The sequence below is a fragment of the Streptomyces sp. NPDC051104 genome, from assembly GCF_040682835.1.
Classification (GTDB): Bacteria; Actinomycetota; Actinomycetes; order Streptomycetales; family Streptomycetaceae; genus Streptomyces; species Streptomyces cynarae.
In genome coordinates this window covers 536,048-558,678 of record NZ_JBFBBS010000001.1, presented here as the reverse complement: position 1 = coordinate 558,678, position 22,631 = coordinate 536,048, and the positions used below count along the sequence as shown (strand labels likewise).

General features: G+C 70.5%; 21 protein-coding genes. 11 read left to right on the top strand and 10 right to left on the bottom strand.

The genetic code is table 11. The annotated features are described in order from the left end of the window. Positions 1–135: 135 nt before the first annotated feature. From AB0N14_RS02740 to AB0N14_RS02730, 3 genes are all read left to right on the top strand, one after another. On the top strand, positions 136–1,596 hold the full coding sequence (locus AB0N14_RS02740) for an ABC transporter permease (RefSeq protein ID WP_366023920.1): 1,461 nt from the start codon (positions 136–138) through the stop codon (positions 1,594–1,596). 40 nt (positions 1,597–1,636) lie between these two features. Continuing rightward, positions 1,637–2,320: an ABC transporter ATP-binding protein gene (locus tag AB0N14_RS02735; RefSeq protein ID WP_366023919.1), complete on the top strand. Its 684-nt coding sequence runs from the start codon at positions 1,637–1,639 to the stop codon at positions 2,318–2,320. A gap of 297 nt (positions 2,321–2,617) precedes the next feature. Continuing rightward, on the top strand, positions 2,618–5,854 hold the full coding sequence (locus AB0N14_RS02730; RefSeq protein ID WP_366023918.1) for a S8 family peptidase: 3,237 nt from the start codon (positions 2,618–2,620) through the stop codon (positions 5,852–5,854). 131 nt (positions 5,855–5,985) lie between these two features. Here AB0N14_RS02730 and AB0N14_RS02725 read toward each other — a convergent pair whose 3' ends face one another. Continuing rightward, complete coding sequence (locus tag AB0N14_RS02725; protein WP_366023917.1) at positions 5,986–6,909, bottom strand: helix-turn-helix transcriptional regulator; 924 nt, start codon at positions 6,907–6,909, stop codon at positions 5,986–5,988. A gap of 167 nt (positions 6,910–7,076) precedes the next feature. Here AB0N14_RS02725 and AB0N14_RS02720 point away from each other — a divergent pair, with 167 nt between their 5' ends. The 4 genes from AB0N14_RS02720 to AB0N14_RS02705 all read left to right on the top strand — a co-directional run bounded on the left by AB0N14_RS02720 (position 7,077) and on the right by AB0N14_RS02705 (position 11,575). Next, positions 7,077–8,117, top strand: coding sequence for an NAD(P)-dependent alcohol dehydrogenase (locus AB0N14_RS02720; RefSeq protein ID WP_366023916.1), 1,041 nt, complete (start codon positions 7,077–7,079; stop codon positions 8,115–8,117). Between the two features lie 428 nt (positions 8,118–8,545). Beyond that, positions 8,546–8,932: a VOC family protein gene (locus AB0N14_RS02715; protein ID WP_366023915.1), complete on the top strand. Its 387-nt coding sequence runs from the start codon at positions 8,546–8,548 to the stop codon at positions 8,930–8,932. 254 nt (positions 8,933–9,186) lie between these two features. Continuing rightward, positions 9,187–9,699: a hypothetical protein gene (locus AB0N14_RS02710; protein WP_366023914.1), complete on the top strand. Its 513-nt coding sequence runs from the start codon at positions 9,187–9,189 to the stop codon at positions 9,697–9,699. 139 nt (positions 9,700–9,838) lie between these two features. Beyond that, the gene (locus AB0N14_RS02705) at positions 9,839–11,575 is read left to right on the top strand and encodes a S8 family serine peptidase (protein WP_366023913.1); all 1,737 of its coding nucleotides are present in this window, start codon (positions 9,839–9,841) and stop codon (positions 11,573–11,575) included. Positions 11,576–11,651: 76 nt separating this feature from the next. Here the strand turns inward: AB0N14_RS02705 and AB0N14_RS02700 are convergent, their stop codons facing one another. From AB0N14_RS02700 to AB0N14_RS02675, 6 genes are all read right to left on the bottom strand, one after another. Next, complete coding sequence (locus AB0N14_RS02700) at positions 11,652–12,374, bottom strand: DUF2637 domain-containing protein (protein WP_366023912.1); 723 nt, start codon at positions 12,372–12,374, stop codon at positions 11,652–11,654. Between the two features lie 25 nt (positions 12,375–12,399). After that, positions 12,400–12,573, bottom strand: a complete 174-nt coding sequence (locus AB0N14_RS02695; protein WP_366023911.1) for a hypothetical protein — start codon at positions 12,571–12,573, stop codon at positions 12,400–12,402. A 214-nt stretch (positions 12,574–12,787) separates the two neighbouring features. Further along, positions 12,788–13,177, bottom strand: a complete 390-nt coding sequence (locus AB0N14_RS02690) for a group 1 truncated hemoglobin (protein WP_366024242.1) — start codon at positions 13,175–13,177, stop codon at positions 12,788–12,790. A 43-nt stretch (positions 13,178–13,220) separates the two neighbouring features. Next, positions 13,221–14,087: an MOSC domain-containing protein gene (locus AB0N14_RS02685; RefSeq protein ID WP_366023910.1), complete on the bottom strand. Its 867-nt coding sequence runs from the start codon at positions 14,085–14,087 to the stop codon at positions 13,221–13,223. A 191-nt stretch (positions 14,088–14,278) separates the two neighbouring features. Then, positions 14,279–14,872: a DUF4291 domain-containing protein gene (locus AB0N14_RS02680; protein ID WP_366023909.1), complete on the bottom strand. Its 594-nt coding sequence runs from the start codon at positions 14,870–14,872 to the stop codon at positions 14,279–14,281. A 166-nt stretch (positions 14,873–15,038) separates the two neighbouring features. Then, entirely contained in the window at positions 15,039–16,157 is a 1,119-nt protein-coding gene (locus tag AB0N14_RS02675; RefSeq protein ID WP_366023908.1) for a hypothetical protein, read from the bottom strand. 205 nt (positions 16,158–16,362) lie between these two features. Between AB0N14_RS02675 and AB0N14_RS02670 the strand changes: the two genes are divergently transcribed. After that, positions 16,363–17,517, top strand: coding sequence for a cystathionine gamma-synthase (locus tag AB0N14_RS02670; RefSeq protein ID WP_366023907.1), 1,155 nt, complete (start codon positions 16,363–16,365; stop codon positions 17,515–17,517). A 24-nt stretch (positions 17,518–17,541) separates the two neighbouring features. On the opposite strand, the gene AB0N14_RS02665 is transcribed toward AB0N14_RS02670, so the two are convergent. From AB0N14_RS02665 to AB0N14_RS02655, 3 genes are all read right to left on the bottom strand, one after another. Then, on the bottom strand, positions 17,542–17,787 hold the full coding sequence (locus tag AB0N14_RS02665; RefSeq protein ID WP_366023906.1) for a hypothetical protein: 246 nt from the start codon (positions 17,785–17,787) through the stop codon (positions 17,542–17,544). 88 nt (positions 17,788–17,875) lie between these two features. Then, positions 17,876–18,379: a sigma factor-like helix-turn-helix DNA-binding protein gene (locus AB0N14_RS02660; protein ID WP_366023905.1), complete on the bottom strand. Its 504-nt coding sequence runs from the start codon at positions 18,377–18,379 to the stop codon at positions 17,876–17,878. A gap of 197 nt (positions 18,380–18,576) precedes the next feature. Beyond that, positions 18,577–19,110, bottom strand: coding sequence for a MarR family transcriptional regulator (locus tag AB0N14_RS02655; protein WP_236041378.1), 534 nt, complete (start codon positions 19,108–19,110; stop codon positions 18,577–18,579). Positions 19,111–19,256: 146 nt separating this feature from the next. Between AB0N14_RS02655 and ilvA the strand changes: the two genes are divergently transcribed. The 3 genes from ilvA (at position 19,257) to AB0N14_RS02640 (ending at position 22,537) form a co-directional block, all read left to right on the top strand. Further along, positions 19,257–20,486 (top strand): threonine ammonia-lyase, encoded by a 1,230-nt coding sequence (ilvA, locus tag AB0N14_RS02650; protein WP_366023904.1) that lies wholly within the window; start codon positions 19,257–19,259, stop codon positions 20,484–20,486. 192 nt (positions 20,487–20,678) lie between these two features. Then, positions 20,679–21,689, top strand: coding sequence for an ATP-binding cassette domain-containing protein (locus AB0N14_RS02645; protein WP_366023903.1), 1,011 nt, complete (start codon positions 20,679–20,681; stop codon positions 21,687–21,689). Next, positions 21,686–22,537: an ABC transporter permease gene (locus AB0N14_RS02640; protein WP_366023902.1), complete on the top strand. Its 852-nt coding sequence runs from the start codon at positions 21,686–21,688 to the stop codon at positions 22,535–22,537. Before AB0N14_RS02645 ends, AB0N14_RS02640 begins: the two co-directional genes overlap by 4 nt. Positions 22,538–22,631: the final 94 nt, after the last annotated feature.

The following is a 22,631-nucleotide window of genomic DNA, read 5'->3' as shown; positions in this document are numbered from 1 at the left end:
GCTCGATGCCGCCGGCCGCCCTCACGGGCAGCCGGCGGCATCGTCGTGTTCACGGGATGCCAGGCGGGCGCGCTTCTCATCGTTCTCTTATGTCCGGTTTACGGGTTCATCAGGGTGCCTCCCTAGTTTGCGGCCATGTTCTTCACCTACCTGAGGCGCGAACTGCGCCGCCGGAGAAAGGCGGCCCTCGTCGTCGCCTCCGGGCTCGCGCTGGGCATCGCACTTGTGATCGTGGTCAACTCCGTGTCCTCGGGGATGGGGAAGGCACAGGACAAGGTGCTGCAGTCGCTGTACGGACTCGGCACCGACATGACCGTCACCAAGGCGGCCGACCCCACCTCCGGCAGCTCGCAGCGGCCGCGCTTCAACTTCGACGCGAGCGGCAGCGACTCCAAGGAGACCCAGAGCAGCGACCGCGTCACGGTGCAGGGCTTCCAGACGCTGGCGAGCAGCACGGTCACCAAGGTCGGGACGCAGAAGGGGGTTTCGGACGCCGTCGGCGGGCTGAGCCTTCGGGTCATCAAGATCAGCGGGCAGTTCACGCGGGGTCAGTTCCGGCAGAACCAGAACAGCGGCGAGCAGGGCGGACGCGGCGGCTTCGGCGGCGGGCAGCCGCAGGGCCAGGTGGAGGGCGGCGGCGCCGCCTTCGACGTCAACAACTACTCCGTCTACGGCACCGACGTCACCAAGCCCGCCCTCGGCCCGCTGACCTCCTCCGGGATCACCAGTGGTCGCACCTTCAAGACGTCGGACTCGAACGCCAAGGTCGCCGTCGTCGACTCGGCCTACGCCAAGGAGAACAATCTCAAGGTCGGCGGCACGGTCACCATCAAGAGCGTCAAGTTCCAGATCATCGGCATCGCCACGGCCGACAGCGGTGACTCGGCGGCCAATCTGTACATCCCGCTGCAGCAGGCCCAGACGCTCGCCGACGCGAAGGACAAGGTCACCACGATCTACGTCAAGGCGATCGACTCGCAGCAGATCGCCGGTGTGAAGAAGGCCATCCAGACGAACGTCTCGGGGACCACGGTCACCACCTCCGCCGACCTGGCGAGCACCGTCTCCGGTTCGCTGTCCACCGCCTCCAGCCTGGCCGGCAGTGTCGGCAAGTGGCTGTCCATCGTGGTGCTGGTGGCCGCGTTCCTGGTCGCCGGCCTGCTCACCTCCTCCGCCGTCTCCCGCCGGGTGCGCGAGTTCGGCACGCTGAAGGCGCTCGGCTGGAAGTCGGGCCGCGTGACCCGGCAGGTGGTAGGCGAGGCCGTCGTCAACGGCCTGGTCGGCGGCGCCCTCGGCATCGCGCTCGGCCTGGCGGGCGCGTACGCCGTCACCGCGATCAGCCCCACGCTTCAGGCCCAGCTCGGCGGTGGCAGCGGTGGCGGCGGCTTCGGCGGCGGCAACGGTGGCGGTGGCTTCGGCGGTCCGGGACGGCAGGCCGCGCGGACCCTTCAGGTAGCGCTCACCGCGCCGGTCAGCCTCACCACCATCGCCCTCGCGGTCGCCCTCGCCGTGGCCGGCGGTCTGATCGCCGGCGCCTTCGGCGGCTGGCGCGCCTCCCGGCTGCGTCCGGCGGACGCCCTGCGCCGCGTCGAATAGCCCCGGCCCGCACCCCTTCCGCATCCCAGGAGTTGCACCCATGTACGAACTCAGAGGCGTCACCAAGCGCTACACACGGGGCAAGGAGACGATCAACGCCCTGGACGGCGTCGACCTCACCATCGGCGACGGCGACCGGCTCGTCATCCAGGGCCCCACCGGCGGCGGCAAGTCCACGCTGCTGCAGATGCTCGGCGCACTCGACAAGCCGACATCCGGCCAGGTCGAACTGGACGGCGTCGACCTGGCCAGGCTCTCCGAGGCCCGGCTCACCAAGGTGCGCAGCGAGAACATCGGCTTCGTCTTCCAGTCCTTCAACCTCATCCCCACACTCACCGCGCAGGAGAACGTCGAGACCGCCCTGGTCCCCCTCGGGGTGAAGGCCGCAGTGCGGCGCGAACGGGCCGCCGAGGCACTGAACTCCGTAGGACTCGGGGAGCGGCTCGGGCATCTGCCGGGCGAGATGTCGGGCGGTCAGCAGCAGCGCGTCGCGATCGCCCGCGCGCTGGTGAAGCAGCCGAAGGTGCTGCTCGCCGACGAACCCACCGGAAACCTCGACGAGTCGATGCGCGACGAGATCATGGACGTGCTCGAACGCATGTGGAAGGAGCACGGGCTGACGTTCATCATGGTCACCCACGACTCGTCGATCGCGAAGAAGGCGCCGCGGCTCGCGACCATTCGCAAGGGCAGAATCACCGTCAAGGAGAACGCCGCTCCGTAGGCCGCTCCGTACCGTTCGGGAGCCGCTCCGCAGGCCGTTCGGCAGGACGTTCGGCGGGCCGTCTCGTGGACGCCCGGTCGTTCCAAGTCGTTACGGCCCCCGTATTGAGGCGTTGATCACCCCCCGGCATACTGCGTGCTCCGGGGGGATGACGTGTGCATGCACAAGGCCACCCCCGGCCGGGTGAATGGGGATTCGCCCGGTACCTCATCTCCAGGGGGAGTCTTGCGCAGACAAGTGAAAAGAGCATGCGCGGCGACCGTCGCAACGGCGGCCGCCGTGTCGTTGGCGGCGGGCATGACCAGCCCGGCGTCGGCGAAGCCCGCCCCCGCGGCGCACGGCCCCGCCGGCGGTCTGACGGGCCGGCACCAGATCACTCTCATCACCGGTGACCGTGTCGTCGTCGACGCCAAGGGCCGTGTCGTGGGCCTGGAGCGGGCGATGGGCCGCGAGAACGTTCCGGTTCAGGTCCGCAAGGCCGCCGGACACACCTACGTGGTGCCGGCCGACGCGGCCGCTCTGATCGCCGAGGGGAAGATCGACCGGCGCCTGTTCGACGTCACCGAGCTCAACTCCGCGCGGACCCGCGCGGACCAGAAGAACGGCCTGAAGGTCATCGTCGGCTACAAGGGCGCCGCCCGTACCGCGAAGGCCGACGTCCGCGGGGCGGGCACGCTTCGCCGGACCCTCACGTCCCTGAACGCCGACGCGGTCCTCACACCCCAGCGCGAAGCGGCCGAGCTGTGGAAGGCCGTCACCGACGGCGACGCCACCGCCTCCGGCATCGCGCACGTCTGGCTCGACGGCGTCCGCAAGGCCGGCCTCGACAAGTCCGTGCCGCAGATCGGCGCCCCGACGGCTTGGGCCGCGGGCTACACCGGCAAGGGCGTCAAGGTCGCCGTGCTGGACACGGGCGTCTACGCAGACCACCCGGACCTCAAGGGCCAGGTGATCGAGGCCAAGAACTTCTCCACCTCCGCCACCACCGCCGACAAGGTCGGCCACGGCACGCACGTGGCGTCCATCGTGGCCGGTACCGGCGCGAAGTCGCATGGCAAGTACAAGGGCGTCGCGCCCGGCGCCAAGATCCTCAGCGGCAAGGTCCTCGACGACGACGGCTACGGCGACGACTCCGGCATCCTCGCGGGCATGGAGTGGGCCGCCCAGCAGGGCGCCGACATCGTCAACCTCAGCCTGGGCGGCGCCGACACGCCCGACATCGACCCGCTCGAGGCCGAGGTGAACAAGCTCTCCGAGCAGAAGGGCATCCTGTTCGCCATCGCCGCGGGCAACGAGGGCGAGGCCGGCGAGAAGACCATCGGCTCCCCGGGCAGCGCGGCCGACGCTCTCACCGTCGGCGCCGTCGACGACCACGACAAGCTGGCCGACTTCTCCAGCCGTGGCCCCGGCCTCGACGGTGCCATCAAGCCCGATGTGACCGCGCCCGGCGTGGACATCACCGCCGCCGCGGCCCCGGGCAGCCTCATCGACCAGGAGGTCGGCGAGAACCCGGCCGGGTACCTGACCATCTCCGGTACGTCGATGGCGACCCCGCACGTGGCGGGCGCCGCCGCCCTCCTCAAGCAGGAGCACCCCGACTGGACGTTCGCCGAGCTGAAGTCGGCGCTGACGGGCTCCGCGAAGGGCGGCAACTACACCCCCTTCCAGCAGGGTTCGGGACGCATCGCCGTGGACAGGGCGATCAAGCAGACCGTGCTCGCCGAACCGTCGTTCCTGAGCTTCGGCATCGCGCAGTGGCCGCACACCGACGACACGCCGATCACCAAGCAGCTGACGTACCGCAACACCGGGAAGACCGCCGTCACCCTCACGCTGTCGCTGACGGCCACCAACCCCAAGGGTCAGGCGGCGCCTTCGGGCTTCTTCACGCTCGGCGCGAAGACGGTCACCGTCCCGGCGGGCGGCACGGCGTCGGTCCCGGTCGCCGTGAACAGCAAGCTGGGCGGCACCGTCGACGGCGCGTACTCGGCATATGTGACGGCGACGGGCGGCGGCCGGAGCGTGCGCACGGCCGCGGCCGTGGAGCGCGAGACGGAGTCGTACGACGTCACCCTGAAGTACGTGGGCCGTGACGGACAGACGCCCGTCCACCTCAGCGACCTGGTCGCGGCCTCGGGCGCCGACGCGGGCAAGGAGTACTTCTCCCAGAGCTCCGCGACGACCGTGAAGATCCGCGTGCCCAAGGGCACGTACCTGCTGGACTCCCTCTCCGTGAAGGACCCGACCGCGATCGAGGGCGGCGTCGACTGGCTGGTCCAGCCCAAGGTGAGCGTCACCAGGGACACCGCCATCACCCTGGACCTCAACAAGGCCAGGTCCGCCGACATCACGGTCCCGGACGCGTCGGCCGAGCCGCGGTCCGCGACGGTGTCGTACGTCTACGACCCTGCGGGCACCGGCCTGGCCCTGTCCGCTCCGTCGTTCGCGGACATCCGCCTGGCGCAGGTCGGCCCGGCGGTCCCCTCCGGTCTCTCCCAGTCCTGGTTCGGCCAGTGGACCAAGGGCGGCACGGCCGAGTACGACGTGTTCACCGGCTCCGCGGTCAAGCAGCTCCAGGGCGCGCACGTACGCCACTACCGGGCGAACGAACTGGCCACGCTGAAGCTGAACCTCGGCGCCGCGAGCAGCGGCAAGACCGGCGCGGTCGGCGCCTACGCCGAGACACCGACCGACAGCGGCTCCAACATCCCCGTCGAGCAGAACCTGCGCGGCACGCGCACGTTCTACGTCTCCACGGGTGACAAGGCGCGGTGGACGTTCGACCTCTCGCAGTACGGCGGCAAGAAGGACGCGGACGGCTTCCCGGTCTCGGAGGCGTACTACACGCTGGGCGACCCGCGGATACTCACCGGAGGCAAGACCTACACCAAGACCCTCAACACCGCGGTCTTCGGTCCGGTGATCAACTCCGACTACGGCCTCTTCCGGGCCGGCAACGAGATCTACGGATACCTGCCGCTGTTCGCGGACGGGCAGGGGCACGCCGGATCCTCCGAGTTCATGTCGGTGAAGACGACGCTGTACCGGGGCGGCACCGAGGTCGGCTCGAACGACGATCCGCTGTTCGGCGTGAAGCCCTTCGAGGTTCCCTCCGCCGAGGCCACGTACACGCTGACGACCTCGGTCATCCGCAGTGTGAAGGTCGCGGCGGCGTCCACCCGCATCGACGCGAGCTGGACGTTCAAGTCCAAGAAGGTGGACAGCGCGCAGCTGCCCGCCTCGACCGTCCGCTTCGGCGCGACCACCGGCCTGGACAGCCGCGTCGAGGCCGGCAAGAAGGTCACCATCCCGGTCACCGTCCAGGGCGCGGCCGCGGGCCGCAACCTCCAGTCGCTCTCGGTCTGGGTGTCGGACGACTACGGCAGGACCTGGACCAAGCTGACCGTCAAGAACGGCAGGATCACCTACAAGAACCCGGCCAAGGGCCAGGGCCTGTCGTTCCACGCCAAGATCGCCGACAAGAAGGGCAACAAGTCGACGATCTCGCTCTACAACGCGTTCTACGCCAAGTGAGCCGATAGACGGCGGCCAGAGGACAGATGGTGGACGGCCCACCGGAAGCGATGCCTCCGGTGGGCCGTCCGGCGTGCGGCGCGCTTTGTGCCGCGGCCGTCAGGGGTGCGGCGCGCTTTGCGCCGCGGCCGTCAGGCTTGCGGCGCGGCCGTGCCCGCGCGGGTCGCGTCCGTGCCCCAGCTCGCCAGCAGGCGCAGCGCCTCCGCCGACGCCGAGCCCGGTTCGGCGTGGTACGTCACCATCGCCAGCTCACCGTCGTCGGGTACCCGGAACGACTCGCACTGCAGCGCGAGGTCGCCCACCAGCGGATGCCGCATCCGCTTCATCCCGTGGCTCTTCTCCTTGACGTCGTGCGTCGCCCACAGCCGCCGGAATTCCTCGCTCTTCACCGACAGCTCCCCGACGAGGGCCGACAGCCGCGGATCGTCCGGGTGACACCCCGCCTCGTACCGCAGCTGGCACACGATGTCGATCGCCTTCTGCTCCCAGTCCACGAACAGGTCCTGGTACTCGGGCTTGAGGAACGCCATCCGCGCCCAGTTCCGATCCTGGGGCGGCAGCTGCGCCCAGTCCCCGAAGACGGCCGAGGCCATCCGGTTCCACGCCAGGATGTCCGCACGCCGCCCGACGATGTACGCGGGCACCCCGTCGAAGGAGTCCAGCAGCTGCCTGAGCGACGCCCGCACCTGCTGCGTCCTGGCCGACGGCTTCTTCTTGTGCGCCTTCGGCTTGGCCAGATGCGTCAGATGCGCGTGCTCGGCGTCGGTCAGCCGCAGCGCGCGGGCGATCGCGTCGAGCACCTCCGCGGACACGTTCCGTCCGTTGCCCTGCTCCAGACGCGTGTAGTACGCCACGGACACGCCTGCCAGCTGCGCCAGCTCCTCGCGCCTGAGCCCCGGCACCCTGCGGTGGCGGCCGAAGTCCGGCAGCCCCACGTCCTCCGGCTTGAGCCGGGCCCGGCGGGTGCGCAGGAACTCGCTGAGCTCGGCGCGCCGGTCCAGGGCCTGGCCGGCTCCCACGGCGGGCTCCGGCACGGAGTCGAGCTGTTCGTCCATGCGTCCAGTATTCCCGGTCGTACGACCGGGAGCCTGACCCCGCCAGTGGTAGGACCGCCGGTCGTAGGCAGAACCGTGGCCTGGGTGACTCGGCTGCCGTCGGGCAGGCTGGACGCCGTGCCCGGTGGTAGGCAGCCGGGCGCGCGACCCCCTAGGAGAAACTCGGCATGACCACCGTTGCTGCGTACGCCGCACCCGCCGCGAAGGCCCCGCTCGAGCGCACCACGATCGAGCGCCGCGAGGTCCGCGAGTTCGACGTCCTGATCGACATCAAGTTCGCCGGTATCTGCCACTCGGACATCCACCAGGCCCGCGAGGGGTGGGGCGAGGCGATCTTCCCGATGGTACCGGGCCACGAGATCGCGGGCGTGGTCTCGGAGGTCGGCCCCGGTGTGACCAAGTTCAAGGTCGGCGACCGCGTGGGCGTCGGCTGCCTGGTCGACTCCTGCCGCGAGTGCGAGAACTGTGAGAAGGGGCTGGAGCAGTACTGCCTCAAGGGTGGCGTCGGCACGTACAACGCCATCGGCAAGGACGGCGAGCCCACCTACGGCGGCTACTCCGAGAAGGTCGTCGTCGACGAGAACTTCGTCGTCCGCATCCCGGACGGCCTCTCCCTCGACGTGGCCGCACCGCTGCTGTGCGCCGGCATCACCACGTACTCCCCGCTGCGCCACTGGAACGCGGGCCCCGGCAAGAAGGTCGCGATCGTCGGCCTGGGCGGCCTCGGCCACATGGGCGTCAAGCTCGCGCACGCGATGGGCGCCGAGGTGACGGTGCTCTCGCAGTCCCTGCGCAAGAAGGACGACGGGCTGAAGCTGGGCGCCGACCACTACTACGCCACCAGCGACCCCAAGACCTTCGAGGAGCTGCGCGGCACGTTCGACCTGATCATCTCCACCGTGTCGGCGCCGATGGACTTCGGCGCGCTCCTGTCGCTGCTGAAGACGGACGGCGCGCTGGTGAACGTGGGCGCCCCCGAGGAGCCCATCTCGCTCAACCTGTTCTCGGTGATCTCCGGCCGCAAGACCCTCGCGGGCTCCGGCATCGGCGGCATCCGCGAGACCCAGGAGATGCTGGACTTCTGCGCGGAGCACGGCGTCGGCGCCGAGATCGAGCTGATCAGCGCCTCCGAGATCAACGAGGCGTACGAGCGGGTGCTGAGCAGCGACGTCCGGTACCGGTTCGTGATCGACACGGCCACCATCTGAGAATCCCCTGACAGCACCACGTGAGGCGGCCCCTGTGGCCGCCTCACGCGCGTTGTCGGTCGAAGGTCGCAGCGGCGTGGGCCCGAAGAGACCGATGTGCCGAGCCGTCGCGCTGTCTAGTGCCGCGGCAGGCAACGTTTGCCCGTCAAGGAGCGGTGTCCGGTGCGTGCTCTGGGGGTACCCCCTGCTCGAAGAGCTTGGGGGAGTGCCGGCCGGAAGTCCTCGTACTGGATGTACTTGGGCTTTCGGCCGGTGCGGCGAGTGGGGGTCCCCCCTGCTCGAAGAGCTTGGGGGTGGGGGTCCCCCCCCTGCTCGAGCGAAGCCGAGAGCTTGGGGGAGTGCCGGGCGTCGCGACGGGGCGAACGTTGCCTGTTGCGGCACTAGCGTGGGAAGTGGTTACGGCAACCGGGGGACAGGAGGCCCGACCCATGTCCGTGCAGCTCAACCACACGATCGTCGCCGCACACGACAAGGAGGCGTCCGCGCGTTTCCTCGCCGATCTGCTGGGGCTGGAGGTGGCGCCGCCGTTCGGCCCGTTCACCCCGGTGGAGATCCCCAACGGTGTGACGCTGGACTACATGGAGACCACCGGCTCGATCACTCCACAGCACTACGCGTTCCTGGTCTCCGAGGACGACTTCGACGTGATCTTCGCCCGTATCCGGGACAGGGGCCTGAGGTACTGGGCGGACCCGTACCACCACCGCCCCGGCGAGATCAACCACAACGACGGCGGCCGGGGCACGTACTTCGACGACCCGAACGGTCACAACATGGAGATCCTGACGAGGCCCTACGGGAGCGGCGAGGACTGAGGTTCATCCAGTTGGAGGTGCGAGCGGGCGGCCGGGCCGAACCCCTGTCCCGGCCGCGCCGGCCTTGCGCTGCGGGGCGTGGTGCGCACCGAGCGCGTCGCCGAACCGGTCCCACCGTACGGTCGGTCGAGATGGTCATCGGATTGCGATCGTGAGTGCGCCACCTTAGCTTCAGGGCGTCGGGATCGTCCGACGAAGTCCGCATAGATTCTCTATGTCGGCTTTCACCCCTGGTGCCATCGAACGGAGCATTCATGTCGGTGATGACCGGTACCCAGCCCCTGCAGCAGTTCGGCCAGCAGTTCGGCCAGCAGCAGTTCGGCCAGCAGCCGATCGCGCAGGTCGTCCAGCAGACCATCCAGCAGGCCTGTCAGCAGGCGAGCCAGCAGATCGCACAGCGCATGCAGCAGACGCTGCAGCAGATCCAGCAGGTCCAGCAGCAGCTCCAGCAGCAGGGCTTGGCCCACCAGGCGCACCCGTACCTGGCCATCGCGCTGCACACGACGCTGCGCCAGGGCGTGCGGCACGCGGTGGAGCAGTCCGTGCAGCAGGCGCTGCCGATCGCGATCCTGACGCTGGTCCAGCAGAGTCAGCAGGGCCAGCAGGGCATGCAGGGCCAGCAGGGCCAGCAGGGCATGCAGGGCCAGCAGGGCATGCAGCCGTGGGGCCCCGGCGGGGCGGGCGGCCAGCAGTTCGGCCAGCCCTACCAGCAGCAGTACCAGCAGCCCGGCTTCGGCTTCGGCCAGATGCCCTTCGGCATCGGCTGACGTCCGGCGGCGCGCGATGCGGTGTGCCCAGGAGCGGTTCCCGGGCACACCGCATCACTGTGGAAGCGCGGCCGCCGTCACCGGATCAGGAGCCGATCAGGAGCCAAGGAACGACGCAGGCGTGGTGAAGGTGGACGCAATGGTCAAGGAAAGACCCGGAAACAACCGGGAGAGCGGGTCCGAGGGAGCGGGTGCCGGCGGGATGGCACCCGAGGGCAAGGAGACCGGGCCACACGGGAAGAGCGGCCCGTCACCGATCACGGTGCAGCCGCGCCGGGCCCGGTACATGGTGACACCCCTGCCGCAGAGTCTTCTCCCCCCGGGAGTCGCCGAACTCGGCATGGACGCGCTGTGCGACCGGCTGGAGCGTATGCCCGAGGTGACGGTGACCCGCAGACTCCGGTCGCCGGAGAAGCTGAAGTCGGCCGGAATGCGGCCCTCCTGCCCGGAGATCGCGGTCGTCGAGGCGGCCGAGGCCCAGGTACCGGCCATGCGGTCGCTGCATGTGCACATCGAACCGGATCTGCCGCTGTCCGGAACCGGACCCGCCGCCGCGCCGACCGCGGGCGTGCTGCCGCTGCGCGATCCGGGGCTGGTCACGCCGTTGGAGGAGCCCGCGGAGATCTCGCTGCGCGTGTGCGGCCCGGACGGCGAACCGCTGGCGGGCGCTGGAGTGTTCCTGATCGGGGCGACCTGGCCGAGCCAGGGCATCACCGCGGCCGACGGGACGGTCGCCCTCACCCTGGCGACGGAGACCACGGAGACCGTCCAGTCCCTCTACGTCCGCCCCGCGGCCGGTTACGCCGATCGATGGATCCACCGGCCCGACCTGTCGGCGACGCAGGAGAACCTGGTCACCCTCACCCCGCTGGCCCAGGTGTACCCGGAGCTGGAGCAGCGGCAGCAGTACGGCTGGGGCCAGCAGGCCATGCGCCTGGACCGGCTGCCGCCCACGTTCCGCGCCTTCGGCGTCCGGGTCGCGGTCATCGGTTCGGGCGTGAGCACCGAGCACCCCGATCTGCGGCAACGCGTGCGCTCCGGTGTCGATCTGGTGCGCGGCACCGACAGCGGCTGGGCCCACGACACCCTGGGCACCGGCACCCACGCGGCGGGCATCATCGCCGGCGCGGACACCGGCAAGGGGATCATCGGGATCGCCGTCGACGCCGAGATCGAGGTCTGCCAGGTGCTGCCCGGCGGGCACTTCAGCGACCTGATCGCCGCTCTGGACCACTGCATCGAGCGCGAGGTCGACATCGCCCATCTCGCGGTGGCCGCGCCGTACCCTTCGGCGCTGGTCTCCCGCAAACTCGCCGACGCCTACGCGGCGGGGATCGCCTGCGTCGCACCCGCGGGCGACACCGGCGGACCGGTCGGCTTCCCGGGCTCGCTGCCCACCGTGTTCACCGTCGGCGCGCTGGGAGTCTTCGGCTCGTACCCGCAGGGCACCTCCCAGGCCACCCACATCGGGCCGCAGTTGACTGCCGAAGGGCTGTTCGCCGCACCGTTCAGCTGCTACGGCCCCGGCGTGGACGCGGCCGCCCCCGGAGTGGCGGTCCTGTCGTGCGCCCCGCGCGGCGGCTACACGGCCCTGGACGGCACCGGCACCGCCTCGGCCCATGTCGCCGGCCTCGCCGCCCTCGTCCTCGCCCACCACGAGGACTTCCACGGCCAGTTGCTGCCGCGCGGCCCCGGCCGGGTGCAGCACCTGTTCGGGATCATCGCAGGGAGCTGCCGCCAACTGGCCGCCCCCGGAACGCAGGAGGCCACCCGCGTCGGACGCGGCCTGCCCGACGCCCTGGTGGCCCTCGGGCTGGCTCCCGGAGTGCAGCTCGCTCCGGCCCTGTCGCCGTACGCCCCGTCCATGGCGGGATGACAACGCACCACACGGATCGGCACCCGCTCGCTCGGGGCGGGTGCCGATCCGTGTGCCGTTCGCGCGGAGTCGTGGGTCAGCCGCCGCCGGCCGGCTCCTTGCCGGGGGCGGCGTGCCGGGGGCGGTGCTTGCACGACACCTGGCCGACGAGCTCCCGGAAGCACACCAGGGCGGTGATCGGCGGAATCCCGACGATCACCATCGAGAGCACGGAGTACGAGGAGTGGCTGATGCACAGGGCCACTGCCGTCGCGGAGGCGATCAGGATGACGCACCAGGACCGCCGGGCGGTGCGGTGCTGGAAGGCCGCCCGCAGGATGGACAGCGCGGCCACGAACCACGGTCCGTACACCGTCAGCGGCCACCACTGGGCGAGCGGCGCCGGCAGGACCGTGGCGGCGATCTCGCGCAGCTGGTTGTAGGAGTAGGCGGTGGACCAGCCCAGCATCGCCACCGCGCACGCGGCGATCGTGGCGACCAGGAGCGTGACGGGGCTGAGCCGCTGACCACCGTCCAGGATGTGGTGGGCCGGCCGGGGGCGCCGCCGGTCGATCCGGTGGCGGTGCTGGCCGTCCATCGAGGGCGGAGCGGGGTCCACGGCCGACACGGTGGAGAGCATCTGGGCCAGCTCTTCGTCGGGATCCCAGCCGTTCGGCGCGATGTCCGGGCCGGGGGCGCTCCACACGGGATGCGTCTCTAGGGGATCGACATGATAAGAGTGCTGGCCGAGCACATCATGATCGGATCTCAGGGCGAACTGGATGCCGTAGAGGCTTGGCTCGCCTTGAAGCCTGTCCATTCTCGAAGTTCCTCCGAGCTCTGTATCAGGAAGCTCCGTCCAGAGCGCGCAGGTATTCGCTCTCCATGTCACTGATCCTCTTGAAGAAGTCTTCAAGAAGGTCCGAACAGCCCTTGAGGCGCACGTCACCGCCGGCCGACTCGTGCCAGCCGGCGCCACTTCCGACGGGGATCTGATCTTCCGGTTCGTTCCAAGTCACGATCACCTAACGAGCGCCACAGGGCGCCCAGGTATCCGGCATTTGGGGGAATAAATCGACGGAGAATCGTTTCGGCAGTCAGATGACAGTACCTGGCCGCTGTATTTCTCACTATCCGTGCAGCGGTATTTCATTGAATATGATTTGCGTGAGGCGTCGGGGTGAGCTGTCCCGGGAAACGCCCACCTGCCGTGTGATGGTCACGGCCCCTGTCTCAGGTCACCGGTTCGGCGACGATGGCCTCTCGGAGGCTCTCGACGATGGCGAGCACCTCGGACCGTTCCCGCTGCGGTACCTCGAACTTGTCGAGTGTCTTGTTGAGGTCGTCCATGAAGGCCGCCCACTCGTCCCCGGTGATCAGCATGTCGCGATGGGAGTCCTCCATCGCGCGCCCCGTGTACCGCTGCGGCCCCCCGGTCGCTTCGCCGACCATTTCCGTCACCAGGTACTTGAACCCTGGAGGCAGTACGCGGTGGTGCGCGTCGTTGACGCGAGGATTCGCGTTCAGGCGGTCGTCAACCATGATCCGATCGATGAGATCGTCGACGACGGTGGCAATGCTGTATATCCCGCCGAGGCGCTCGTAGAGCGAGATTGGCTGCATCTCCACTTCCGCCTCCTCCGTATGCGCGGTGCCTCGCGGCCGATCACGCGAGCGTGACGGCATCGCCGCGCCGGATCGTGCCGCCCGCGATCACCTCGGCGTAGACCCCCACATTCACCTGGTTGTGCTGCGCTGCCGCACGCAGGATGCCGCCGTCCTGCGGCAGGTCCCCCTGCGGCAGCGTGATCATGACGCAGCGGGAGCAGGGGCCGGTGACCTGCAACCGGACGTCGTCGCCGATCGCCAGCGCATGACCGACCCAGTCGTTCTCCACGAAGCCCTGCTCGTCCGGGCCGGTTGCCACGACAATGTTCGGCCGAAACCGCCGAACCTCGAAGCGCCCGTCGGGATACAGCGCGCGCAGCCGATCGATCGTCGCCGTCGTCACCAGGTGTACGACCGCCATGTCGAAAAAGGTCCCCGCCGGCATTTCCCACTCGGTCACGGTGTCCCGGTGGACGAGACCTGCCATATCGGGCCAGTACTCCTCGGCTGTCGCGCCCGGCCAGTCTGCCTCGCCTCGCGCCTGCGCAAGCACGACCTCCCGGCCGAGAGCTTCGGAGAGGATCTGCGCCAGGTGGGGATGGTCGCTCGTCACGGCCGTTCCATCGGGCAGGGTCAGACGGACGGCAGGGAGCTTCGATCCCACCTGCGGAGGCACGACATAGGCAGCGCGAAAATCGAAGAAATTACCCTTGCGCGGGTTCTTCGCGCCCGCGACCTTTCCCGTCACTTTGTCGACGACGGCGAATCGTCGATCCCCGACGAGCCCGTGCTCCGTGATGCCGGAGGCGTTCAGCTCCTCCCCCGGCATCGACTTCACCGGGTAGCGCCACAGTCCGACGACCGAGGCACTCCCCGCGTGCGCCGAAGGCGAGAGCGAGAGCGAGTGGGACGGATCCGTTTGCATGACGGCCTCCCCCGGGTGAACGCGCGAGCCCGGCACGCCGGACCAGCGCTCTCCCTTCCAGCGGAAAACCTCGCCATCCTCCTGTCAAACGGACAGCCTGACCGCCCAGTCGGCCTGCCGGGTGGCTCCCGAGTACGGCAGGGGGCTGTGCCGGTGATGATCGAGGCCGGCCGTTCGATGAGCGTGCCCAGTCATGAGCGCAGGTGGGCCATCAGTTCGTCCTCGACGGGATATGCCCGCTCCTTGGGCAGCAGTCGGGCCGCGGCGTCCAGGTCGCCGCGGCCGACGAGTGCGTGGATCTCGCTGGCGAGCGCAGTCACGTCGCTGATGGAGACCGTCCACTCGTCCGCGTAGCGGCGTACGGCCTCACCGGAGAGCCCGAGCTGCAACGATCTGTACGGCAGAGGCTGGAGGTGCAGATCGCGCTCGGGGTCCCACTGGACACGCGCCGGTGCCCGCTTCACCTGGCCTTGCCAGGTGCTGCGGTCGGGATGCAGCCCCGGTAGGTAACTCGACAGGCATGCGTTGCGCAGCGCCCACTCGAAGCCGTCGCGAGTGATCTCGACAGCAAGGACGATCTCCTGCCCTGTCTTTGTGCCCCAGCCGCAGCGGTACATCATCCACAGGAACGACGGCTTGATCCACGTCATTCGGTCCCGCTTCCACCCAGCGGGGAAGCGGCCTCGGCGAACCGCAGGAATGCCGATCTCCGGTGCGTATGCCTGGTAGACGGTGATCGTGGACTCCGTGTGGAGCGCGCGGATCCTTCGTTGCGGTTCCTCCATGGCGTACAGGGTGAGGCCGAGCGACTCCCCTTGGCCATCGATTTTCGACTGTGCCGGGGCGGCGGCCTCAGGTCTCGGCGGGCGCCGGTCCGCGTAGGTCGACCTGCGGGTTTCCCGGGACATTCCGGGACCCGGGCCGGGTCGGGGCACGTCCCACCCGTCCTGCTCAGTGCGGAAGCGTCGCCGGGCTCCCCCCGTTCGCCTCGTACCCCGCCACCGCCAGCGCCCGGTACACCGCGTAGTCCGCCGCCGGGTCGGCGGTCAAGGTCCAGGGCAGCGTGCCCACGTGGCCGTCGACGTGGACGAGCTGGGCCATCGCCTCCGCCCAGCGCTCGCTGCGGACCAGGAAGAACACCAGCAGATGGCGGACGTGCGCCAGCATCGGGTCGTCGGGGCGGGCCGAGTGCACCGCGTGCAGCGCGCCGTGGATGGCCCTCGTCACTACCTCGCTCTGGTAGAAGCTGCTGACCAGGTTCACCTCGGGAAGGTGCTCGAAGACCGCGAACAGGGGCATGGCCGCGAGAAGCGAGCCCTGCGGGGCGCGGGCCGCGGCCGCCTCCGCGAAGGAGTACGCCAGCTCCCGCGAGCCGTGCCACTTCTCGCACCAGTAGTGCAGCGCCGCCAGGTGCGCCCCCATGTGGGTGGGCGCCCGGTCGAGGATCTTCAGCCACAGCTGCTCGAACTCCGGCTGCGGGTAGGCAAGGCCGCGGGCCACGGACAGCTCGACGATGTAGGGGACCGGGTCGCCGGGGGCCGGCAGCGCCGCCTCCCCGCACGCCGACCTGGCCTCCTCCATGATGATCCGGAACTCTTCCGTCCCCGGCGTCGACGTGCGCCACGCCTGCTGCACCAGGAACTCCGCGTGCACGGCCGCGCCCCCCGCGTCCTTGGGCGCCTCGGCCCGCCACACCCGCAGCCACTGTCCGCCCGGCGTCTCGCTCACCCCGCCGGGCCGCTGCTGCAGCTCCAGGGACGCGGCGCCCGCGAAGGCCTGCACGCGCTGCCAGCGCGTCTCGCTCTCCGCCTCCGTGCCGGCCAGGAGCTGGGCGGCCGCGCGGTAGTCCTGCGTGCGCTGCACCACGTCCAGGACGTCCAGCAGGTCCTCGTCGGGGCCGGGCATGCGGACGTCCAGCTCCTCCTGGCGCACGAACCCGTAGTTCGCCGGGTCCGCGGCGTCCGGGTCGCCCGGCGAGACCTGCTGGATGCCCGCTCGCCGGCGCATGAGGACGGGGAGCAGGACCATGCTGAACAGGGCCAGCGCCATCAGGACCCAAAGAATCACCATGGCCCAAGCGAACCAGACCGGCCCGACACTTGGCCATCCTGGTCGCCGCGCTGTGGAAAACCCGGCCGCCCGGGCCCGTTCCTGGGTGCGGCGGTCCCCGTTTCCGGCTGCAGAGGGCCCCGTTCCCAGCGGTGACGCCCCCGTTCCGGGGCGCCCGGCCTCGCGATCCCGCGTCCCGGCCGCGGGCGCACTACCCTCGGAACCCATGAGCGACAGGCACATCAGTCAGCATTTCGAGACCCTCGCGATTCACGCGGGGAACACCGCCGACCCCCTCACGGGCGCGGTCGTCCCGCCGATCTACCAGGTCTCCACCTACAAGCAGGACGGCGTCGGCGGGCTGCGCGGCGGCTACGAGTACAGCCGCAGCGCCAACCCCACCCGCACCGCCCTGGAGGAGAACCTCGCCGCCCTGGAGGGCGGCCGGCGAGGCCTCGCGTTCGCGTCCGGACTGGCGGCCGAGGACTGCCTGCTGCGCACGCTGCTCGCCCCCGGCGACCACGTGGTGATCCCGAACGACGCCTACGGCGGTACGTTCCGCCTGTTCGCCAAGGTCGTCTCGCGGTGGGGCGTCGAGTGGTCGGTCGCCGACACCAGCGACCCGGCCGCCGTGCGGGCCGCCCTCACCCCGAGGACGAAGGTCGTGTGGGTGGAGACCCCCTCCAACCCGCTGCTCGGCATCACCGACATCGCCGCCGTCGCTCAGATCGCCCGTGACGCGGGCGCCCGGCTCGTCGTCGACAACACGTTCGCGACCCCCTACCTCCAGCAGCCGCTCGCGCTCGGTGCGGACGTCGTCGTGCACTCCCTGACCAAGTACATGGGCGGCCACTCCGACGTCGTCGGCGGGGCACTGATCGTGAACGACCAGGAGCTCGGCGAGCAGCTGGCGTACCACCAGAACGCGATGGGCGCGGTCGCCGGCCCGTTCGACTCCTGGCTGGTGCTGCGCGGCACGAAGACGCTCGCCGTGCGCATGGACCGGCACAGTGAGAACGCCACCAAGGTCGCCGACATGCTCAGCGGGCACCCGCGCGTGCAGCGCGTCCTGTACCCGGGCCTGCCGGAGCACCCCGGTCACGAGGTCGCGGCGAAGCAGATGAAGGCGTTCGGCGGCATGGTGTCCTTCCGGGTGGAGGGCGGCGAGGAGGCGGCCGTCGAGGTCTGCAACCGGGCCAAGGTGTTCACGCTCGGCGAGTCGCTCGGCGGCGTCGAGTCCCTGATCGAGCACCCGGGGCGCATGACGCACGCGTCCGCGGCCGGCTCGGCCCTGGAGGTACCCGCCGACCTGGTCCGTCTCTCCGTGGGCATCGAGAACGTCGACGACCTCCTGGAGGACCTGAAGCAGGCCCTCGGCTGAGGCACCGCCTCACCCTCTGCCTCATCAGTCGCTGATCGGTGGAGTCGTCGTCGACGGCGGCTCCACCCAGGGGCGGGCGACCGACGCCCATACGGTGAAGGCGAGCGCCGCGGCCAGCAGGGCCAGCCACAGCACACGGAGGGCCAACGTGCGGCGGCGCAGCAGGCGGCTGCCGCGCCGCACCACGTCCCCGTACAGGTCCGGCGGCACCGCAGGCGGTGTCCGCTCCAGCATCCGCCGCACGGTCGCCTCCCGTTCGGACACGTTCACCGGGCACCTCCTCGGGCACACGGCCCGGGGCGGGCGGTCCGGCGGTGCGCGGCGGGCCGGGGGCCGCGCACGTCCGCGTACGGCACGGTCACGACGGCGCCACCTCCGGTGCCGGCATCGTCGGCGCAGACCTTGCCGGGGGATGCAGGAGTGTCGCCATCGCCCGGGCGCAGATGGCCCGAACCCGCTCGACGGGCAGGCCGAGCAGCGCCGCCGTCTGTTCCTCGGCGACCCCCTCGTACATCCTCAGGACGAGGATCAGCCGTTCCTGGGGCGACAGGTTCACCAGCGGGCTGCCCGGGGCCGGCCGGTGCCGGCCGAGCGCCCCGTACTGGTGCCACGCCTCGCGCGCGAAGCGGGTGGCCAGGTGCTGGCGTGCCCGGGCGTAGGGGTCCTCGCCGCGCAGCCGGTCCCAGGAGGCGTACGTCTGGGCGAGGGCCAGCGTCAGCAGACGCCGTGCGCGCGGGTTGTCGTCGGGGGCCTCCGCGGTGAGCAGGGTCGCGGCATGCAGCAGCCGCCCGGCAGCGCCTGCGAAGAACGCCTGGAACTCCCGGGCCCGGCGGGCGCCGTGGGACGCATGCCGTTCTCGCACCGCGCCTCCCGCCTGAGGGTGACCGTGAGGGGACGGGACCCGTCGCGTACGTACGGCGTCGAGGGCGTGCGGCACGCCGGACGGCGTACGGACGACGGGGACCCGCTCTCATAGGAGACCGGCGGCGCCCCCCGGGTCAAGAGCCTTGGAGCACCCGCACGCGCGTGTGTCGGCGTCGCGGCGTACGCGTGCGGGGCTCAGGACGCCGGCTGGGACTCCGGTCCTGCCACACCCTGCGTGCCCTGCCGGGCGGAGAGCGCGACATTGAAGCGGGTGAGGAGGGCGGTGAACGTCTCGCGCTCCTCCGGCGCCCAGTCGTGCGTCAGTTCGGCCATGAGTTGGCGCCTGGAGGAACGTACCTCCTCGAGCCGGGACAGCCCGCGCGGGGACAGCTGGAGCACCACCGCGCGTCCGTCCTCCGGGTGCGAGGTGCGCTTGACGAGACCGGTGTCGACCAGCGGGGCGACCTGCCGGGTGACCGTCGAGGAGTCGATGCCCATGCTCGCGGCGAGCGCCTTGACGCCCATGGGGCCTTCCTTGTCCAAGCGGTTGAGCAGCAGGTACGCGGCACGGTCCATGGAGTTGCGCACCTGCCCGACCCCGCCGAGCCGCGTCTGTTCGGCACGGCGCGCGAACACCGCGACCTCGTGCTGCAGCGTGTCCAGAAGACCGGTGTCACCGACAGTGCTCATGTCGGTCATGTCCATCGACATCTCAGGTGTTGTGGGCATCGCCGGGGGCTCACTTCGTGCGTGGGGAGCTGGGTTGGGGGACAGGGTACGCGGCCGGGGCGCAGGACGTACCAGGGCTGTGCAAACCCGTTTCGCGCCTTGGTCACGGCCGCTGTCGACGGGCGTGAACTGCGAGACTGGTGGTCATGAACTACAGCACGGCCGACTCCTTGCCGACGGTGACGCCGGACGACGTCCGGGGCGCCCAGAAGATGCTCTCGGGTGTCGCACGTGTCACCGCCATGGAGGGCAGCAGGCACCTGTCCCAGCTGGTCGGCGCCCCGGTGCACCTGAAGTGCGAGAACCTCCAGCGGACCGGGTCGTTCAAGCTGCGCGGCGCGTACGTGCGCATCGCGGGGCTGCTGCCCGAGGAGCGTGCCGCGGGGGTCGTCGCCGCGAGCGCGGGCAACCACGCGCAGGGCGTGGCCCTCGCCTCCGCGCTGCTCGGTGTGCGCTCCACGGTGTTCATGCCGAAGGGCGCCCCGCTGCCGAAGATCAGCGCGACCCGCGAGTACGGCGCGGACGTACGGCTGCACGGCCAAGTGGTGGACGAGACGCTGGCCGCCGCGCAGGAGTACGCGGCGGAGACGGGCGCGGTGTTCATCCACCCGTTCGACCACCCGGACATCATCGCGGGCCAGGGCACGGTGGGCCTGGAGATCCTGGAGCAGTGCCCCGACGTGCGCACGATCGTCGTCGGCACCGGCGGCGGCGGGCTGGTCGCGGGCATCGCGACCGTGGTGAAGGCGCTGCGGCCGGACGTACGGGTGGTGGGCGTGCAGGCGCAGGGCGCGGCCGCGTACCCGCCCTCGCTGGCGGCCGGGCGGCCGGTGTCGGTCGAGAGCGCGGCGACCATGGCCGACGGCATCAGGGTGGGGCGGCCCGGTGACGTGCCGTTCCGTATCGTCCGCGATCTGGTCGACGAGGTCCGTACGGTGTCCGAGGACGCGCTGTCCGCCGCGGTGCTGCTCTGCATGGAGCGGGCGAAGCTGGTCGTCGAGCCGGCCGGCGCGAGCCCGGTCGCCGCGCTGCTGAGCGATCCGGGCGCCTTCGAGGGCCCGGTGGTCGCCGTGCTGTCCGGCGGCAACGTCGACCCGGTGCTGCTGCAGCGCATCCTGCGGCACGGCATGGCCGCGCAGGGCCGCTACCTGGCCGTACGGCTGCGGCTGACCGACCGCCCGGGCGCCCTGGCCACGCTCCTCGGGGTGCTGTCGCTGGTGGACGCCAACGTCCTCGACGTGAGCCACGTGCGGACCGATCCCCGGCTCGGGCTCACGGAGGCGGAGGTCGAGCTGCACCTGGAGACGAAGGGCCCGGAGCACTGCGCGGAGGTCGGGCACGCGCTGCGGGAGGCGGGCTACACCGTCATCGGCTGAGGTCGGGGGCGTGTCGGGAGCAGTGGGAGAAAATCCGTTGAGCAACGCGATACATCGCGTTATGGTGTGTGTCTCGTCACCCTGTGCCTCGTCACCTTGTGACGGGTCTCGCCCTCATCGCGTTTTGCGCGTACTTTGCCATACCCCTGTCCCCGGCGGCTCGCCGTTTTTCCGACGACGTGGAGAACTCATATGCCAGGCGCCATCCAAGCCGAAGGCCTGGTGAAGACCTTCGGCGACGTAAGGGCTCTGGACGGCGTCGACCTCGACGTCCCCCAGGGCACCGTGCTCGGTCTCCTCGGGCCCAACGGCGCGGGCAAGACCACCACGGTCCGCTGCCTGACCACCCTGCTGCGCCCCGACAGCGGCAGGGCGCTCGTCGCGGGCATCGACGTGCTGAAGGACCCGGACGCGGTGCGCCGCTCGGTGGGCCTGTCCGGGCAGTTCGCCGCGGTCGACGAGTACCTGACCGGCCGCGAGAACCTCCAGATGGTGGGCCGGCTCTACCAGATGCGCGGCAAGGCGGCGAAGCAGCGGGCGGCCGAGCTGCTGGAGCAGTTCCACCTCACGGACGCCGCCGACCGCCCCACCAAGACGTACTCCGGCGGTATGCGCCGCCGCCTCGACCTCGCCGCCGCCCTGGTGGTCCGGCCGCCCGTGATGTTCATGGACGAGCCGACGACCGGCCTCGACCCGCGCAACCGCCAGCAGCTGTGGGAGGTCATCAAACAGCTCGTCTCCGACGGCACGACGCTGCTGCTGACCACCCAGTACCTCGAAGAGGCCGACCATCTGGCGCACGACATCGCCGTCGTCGACCACGGCCGGGTCATCGCCCGCGGCACCTCCGACCAGCTCAAGGCACGCACGGGCGGCGAGCGCGTCGAGGTCGTGGTGCACGAGCGCGAGCACATCGCCACTGCCGCCGAGGTGCTGCGCCGCTTCGGCAAGGCCGACACCACGGTCGAGGAGCACACCCGCAAGCTCACGGTCCCGGTCGTCGGCGGCGCCAAGCTGCTCGCCGAGATCATCCGCGAGCTGGACGGCCGCGGCATCGAGATGGACGACATCGGGCTGCGCCGCCCCACCCTCGACGACGTCTTCCTGTCCCTGACCGGCCACGCCGCCGAGGAGAAGCCCGAGGAGACCGGCGCGGCCGAGGACCCCAAGGCCCGCAAGCGCACCAAGGAGACCGCCAAGTGAGTGCCGGAACCGACGCCGTGCCCGTCGCGGCGCCCGCCAACCCCGTCGTCCAGTCCGTCCGCGACTCACTGGTCGTCGCCCAGCGGAATCTGATTCGCATGGGCCGGATTCCCGAGATGCTCATTTTCGGGCTGATCCAGCCCATCATGTTCGTGGTGCTGTTCACCTACGTGTTCGGCGGTTCGATCCAGGTCGGCTCGTCCAGCACCACCCAGGCCTACCGCGAGTTCCTGATGGCCGGCATCTTCGCCCAGACGGTCACGTTCGCGACGGCGGGCGCGGGCGCGGGCATCGCCGACGACATGCACAAGGGCCTCATCGACCGCTTCCGCTCCCTGCCGATGGCACGTGGTGCGGTGCTGACCGGCCGCACCATCGCCGACCTGGTGCAGACGGCGCTCACCCTCGTCGTCCTGGCGGTCGTCGCCCTGATCGTCGGTTGGCGCACGCACGAGAACCTCGGCAAGGTGCTCGCCGGATTCGGCCTGCTCCTGCTGCTCGGGTACGCGTTCTCGTGGATCGGCGCGCTGATCGGCCTGTCCGTGCGCACTCCTGAAGCGGCGACCTCGGGCGGCCTGATCTGGCTGTTTCCGCTGACATTCATCTCGAACGCGTTCGTGGACGCGAACCAGATGCCGTCCTTCCTGCGGCACATCGCGGAGTGGAACCCGTTCAGCGCCACAGTGCAGGCGTGCCGCGAACTGTTCGGCAACCTTCCCCCGGGCTTCCGGACGCCAGACGCCTGGCCCATGCAGCACCCCGTGTGGGCCTCGCTGATCTGGTCGGTGGTGATCCTCCTGGTCTTCCGTACGCTCGCGGTCCGCAAGTACCGCTCGGCGACGGCATGACACCACGGTGGCCTCCGGCGGTCCGGCCGGAGGCCACCGGCCCTGGGCCCCCGGCCTGACAAGGCCCCGGGACGCGACGAGGCCCCGGGGGCGC

Bases quoted from the DNA above. Each gene is read 5' to 3' on its own strand.
- AB0N14_RS02740 (WP_366023920.1), top strand. From the start codon at position 136: ATGTTCTTCACCTACCTGAGGCGCGAACTGCGCCGCCGGAGAAAGGCG.
- AB0N14_RS02735 (WP_366023919.1), top strand. From the start codon at position 1,637: ATGTACGAACTCAGAGGCGTCACCAAGCGCTACACACGGGGCAAGGAG.
- AB0N14_RS02730 (WP_366023918.1), top strand. From the start codon at position 2,618: ATGACCAGCCCGGCGTCGGCGAAGCCCGCCCCCGCGGCGCACGGCCCC.
- AB0N14_RS02725 (WP_366023917.1), bottom strand. From the start codon at position 6,909: ATGGACGAACAGCTCGACTCCGTGCCGGAGCCCGCCGTGGGAGCCGGC.
- AB0N14_RS02720 (WP_366023916.1), top strand. From the start codon at position 7,077: ATGACCACCGTTGCTGCGTACGCCGCACCCGCCGCGAAGGCCCCGCTC.
- AB0N14_RS02715 (WP_366023915.1), top strand. From the start codon at position 8,546: ATGTCCGTGCAGCTCAACCACACGATCGTCGCCGCACACGACAAGGAG.
- AB0N14_RS02710 (WP_366023914.1), top strand. From the start codon at position 9,187: ATGTCGGTGATGACCGGTACCCAGCCCCTGCAGCAGTTCGGCCAGCAG.
- AB0N14_RS02705 (WP_366023913.1), top strand. From the start codon at position 9,839: ATGGTCAAGGAAAGACCCGGAAACAACCGGGAGAGCGGGTCCGAGGGA.
- AB0N14_RS02700 (WP_366023912.1), bottom strand. From the start codon at position 12,374: ATGGACAGGCTTCAAGGCGAGCCAAGCCTCTACGGCATCCAGTTCGCC.
- AB0N14_RS02690 (WP_366024242.1), bottom strand. From the start codon at position 13,177: ATGCAGCCAATCTCGCTCTACGAGCGCCTCGGCGGGATATACAGCATT.
- AB0N14_RS02685 (WP_366023910.1), bottom strand. From the start codon at position 14,087: ATGCAAACGGATCCGTCCCACTCGCTCTCGCTCTCGCCTTCGGCGCAC.
- AB0N14_RS02680 (WP_366023909.1), bottom strand. From the start codon at position 14,872: ATGGAGGAACCGCAACGAAGGATCCGCGCGCTCCACACGGAGTCCACG.
- AB0N14_RS02675 (WP_366023908.1), bottom strand. From the start codon at position 16,157: ATGGTGATTCTTTGGGTCCTGATGGCGCTGGCCCTGTTCAGCATGGTC.
- AB0N14_RS02670 (WP_366023907.1), top strand. From the start codon at position 16,363: ATGAGCGACAGGCACATCAGTCAGCATTTCGAGACCCTCGCGATTCAC.
- AB0N14_RS02655 (WP_236041378.1), bottom strand. From the start codon at position 19,110: ATGCCCACAACACCTGAGATGTCGATGGACATGACCGACATGAGCACT.
- ilvA (WP_366023904.1), top strand. From the start codon at position 19,257: ATGAACTACAGCACGGCCGACTCCTTGCCGACGGTGACGCCGGACGAC.
- AB0N14_RS02645 (WP_366023903.1), top strand. From the start codon at position 20,679: ATGCCAGGCGCCATCCAAGCCGAAGGCCTGGTGAAGACCTTCGGCGAC.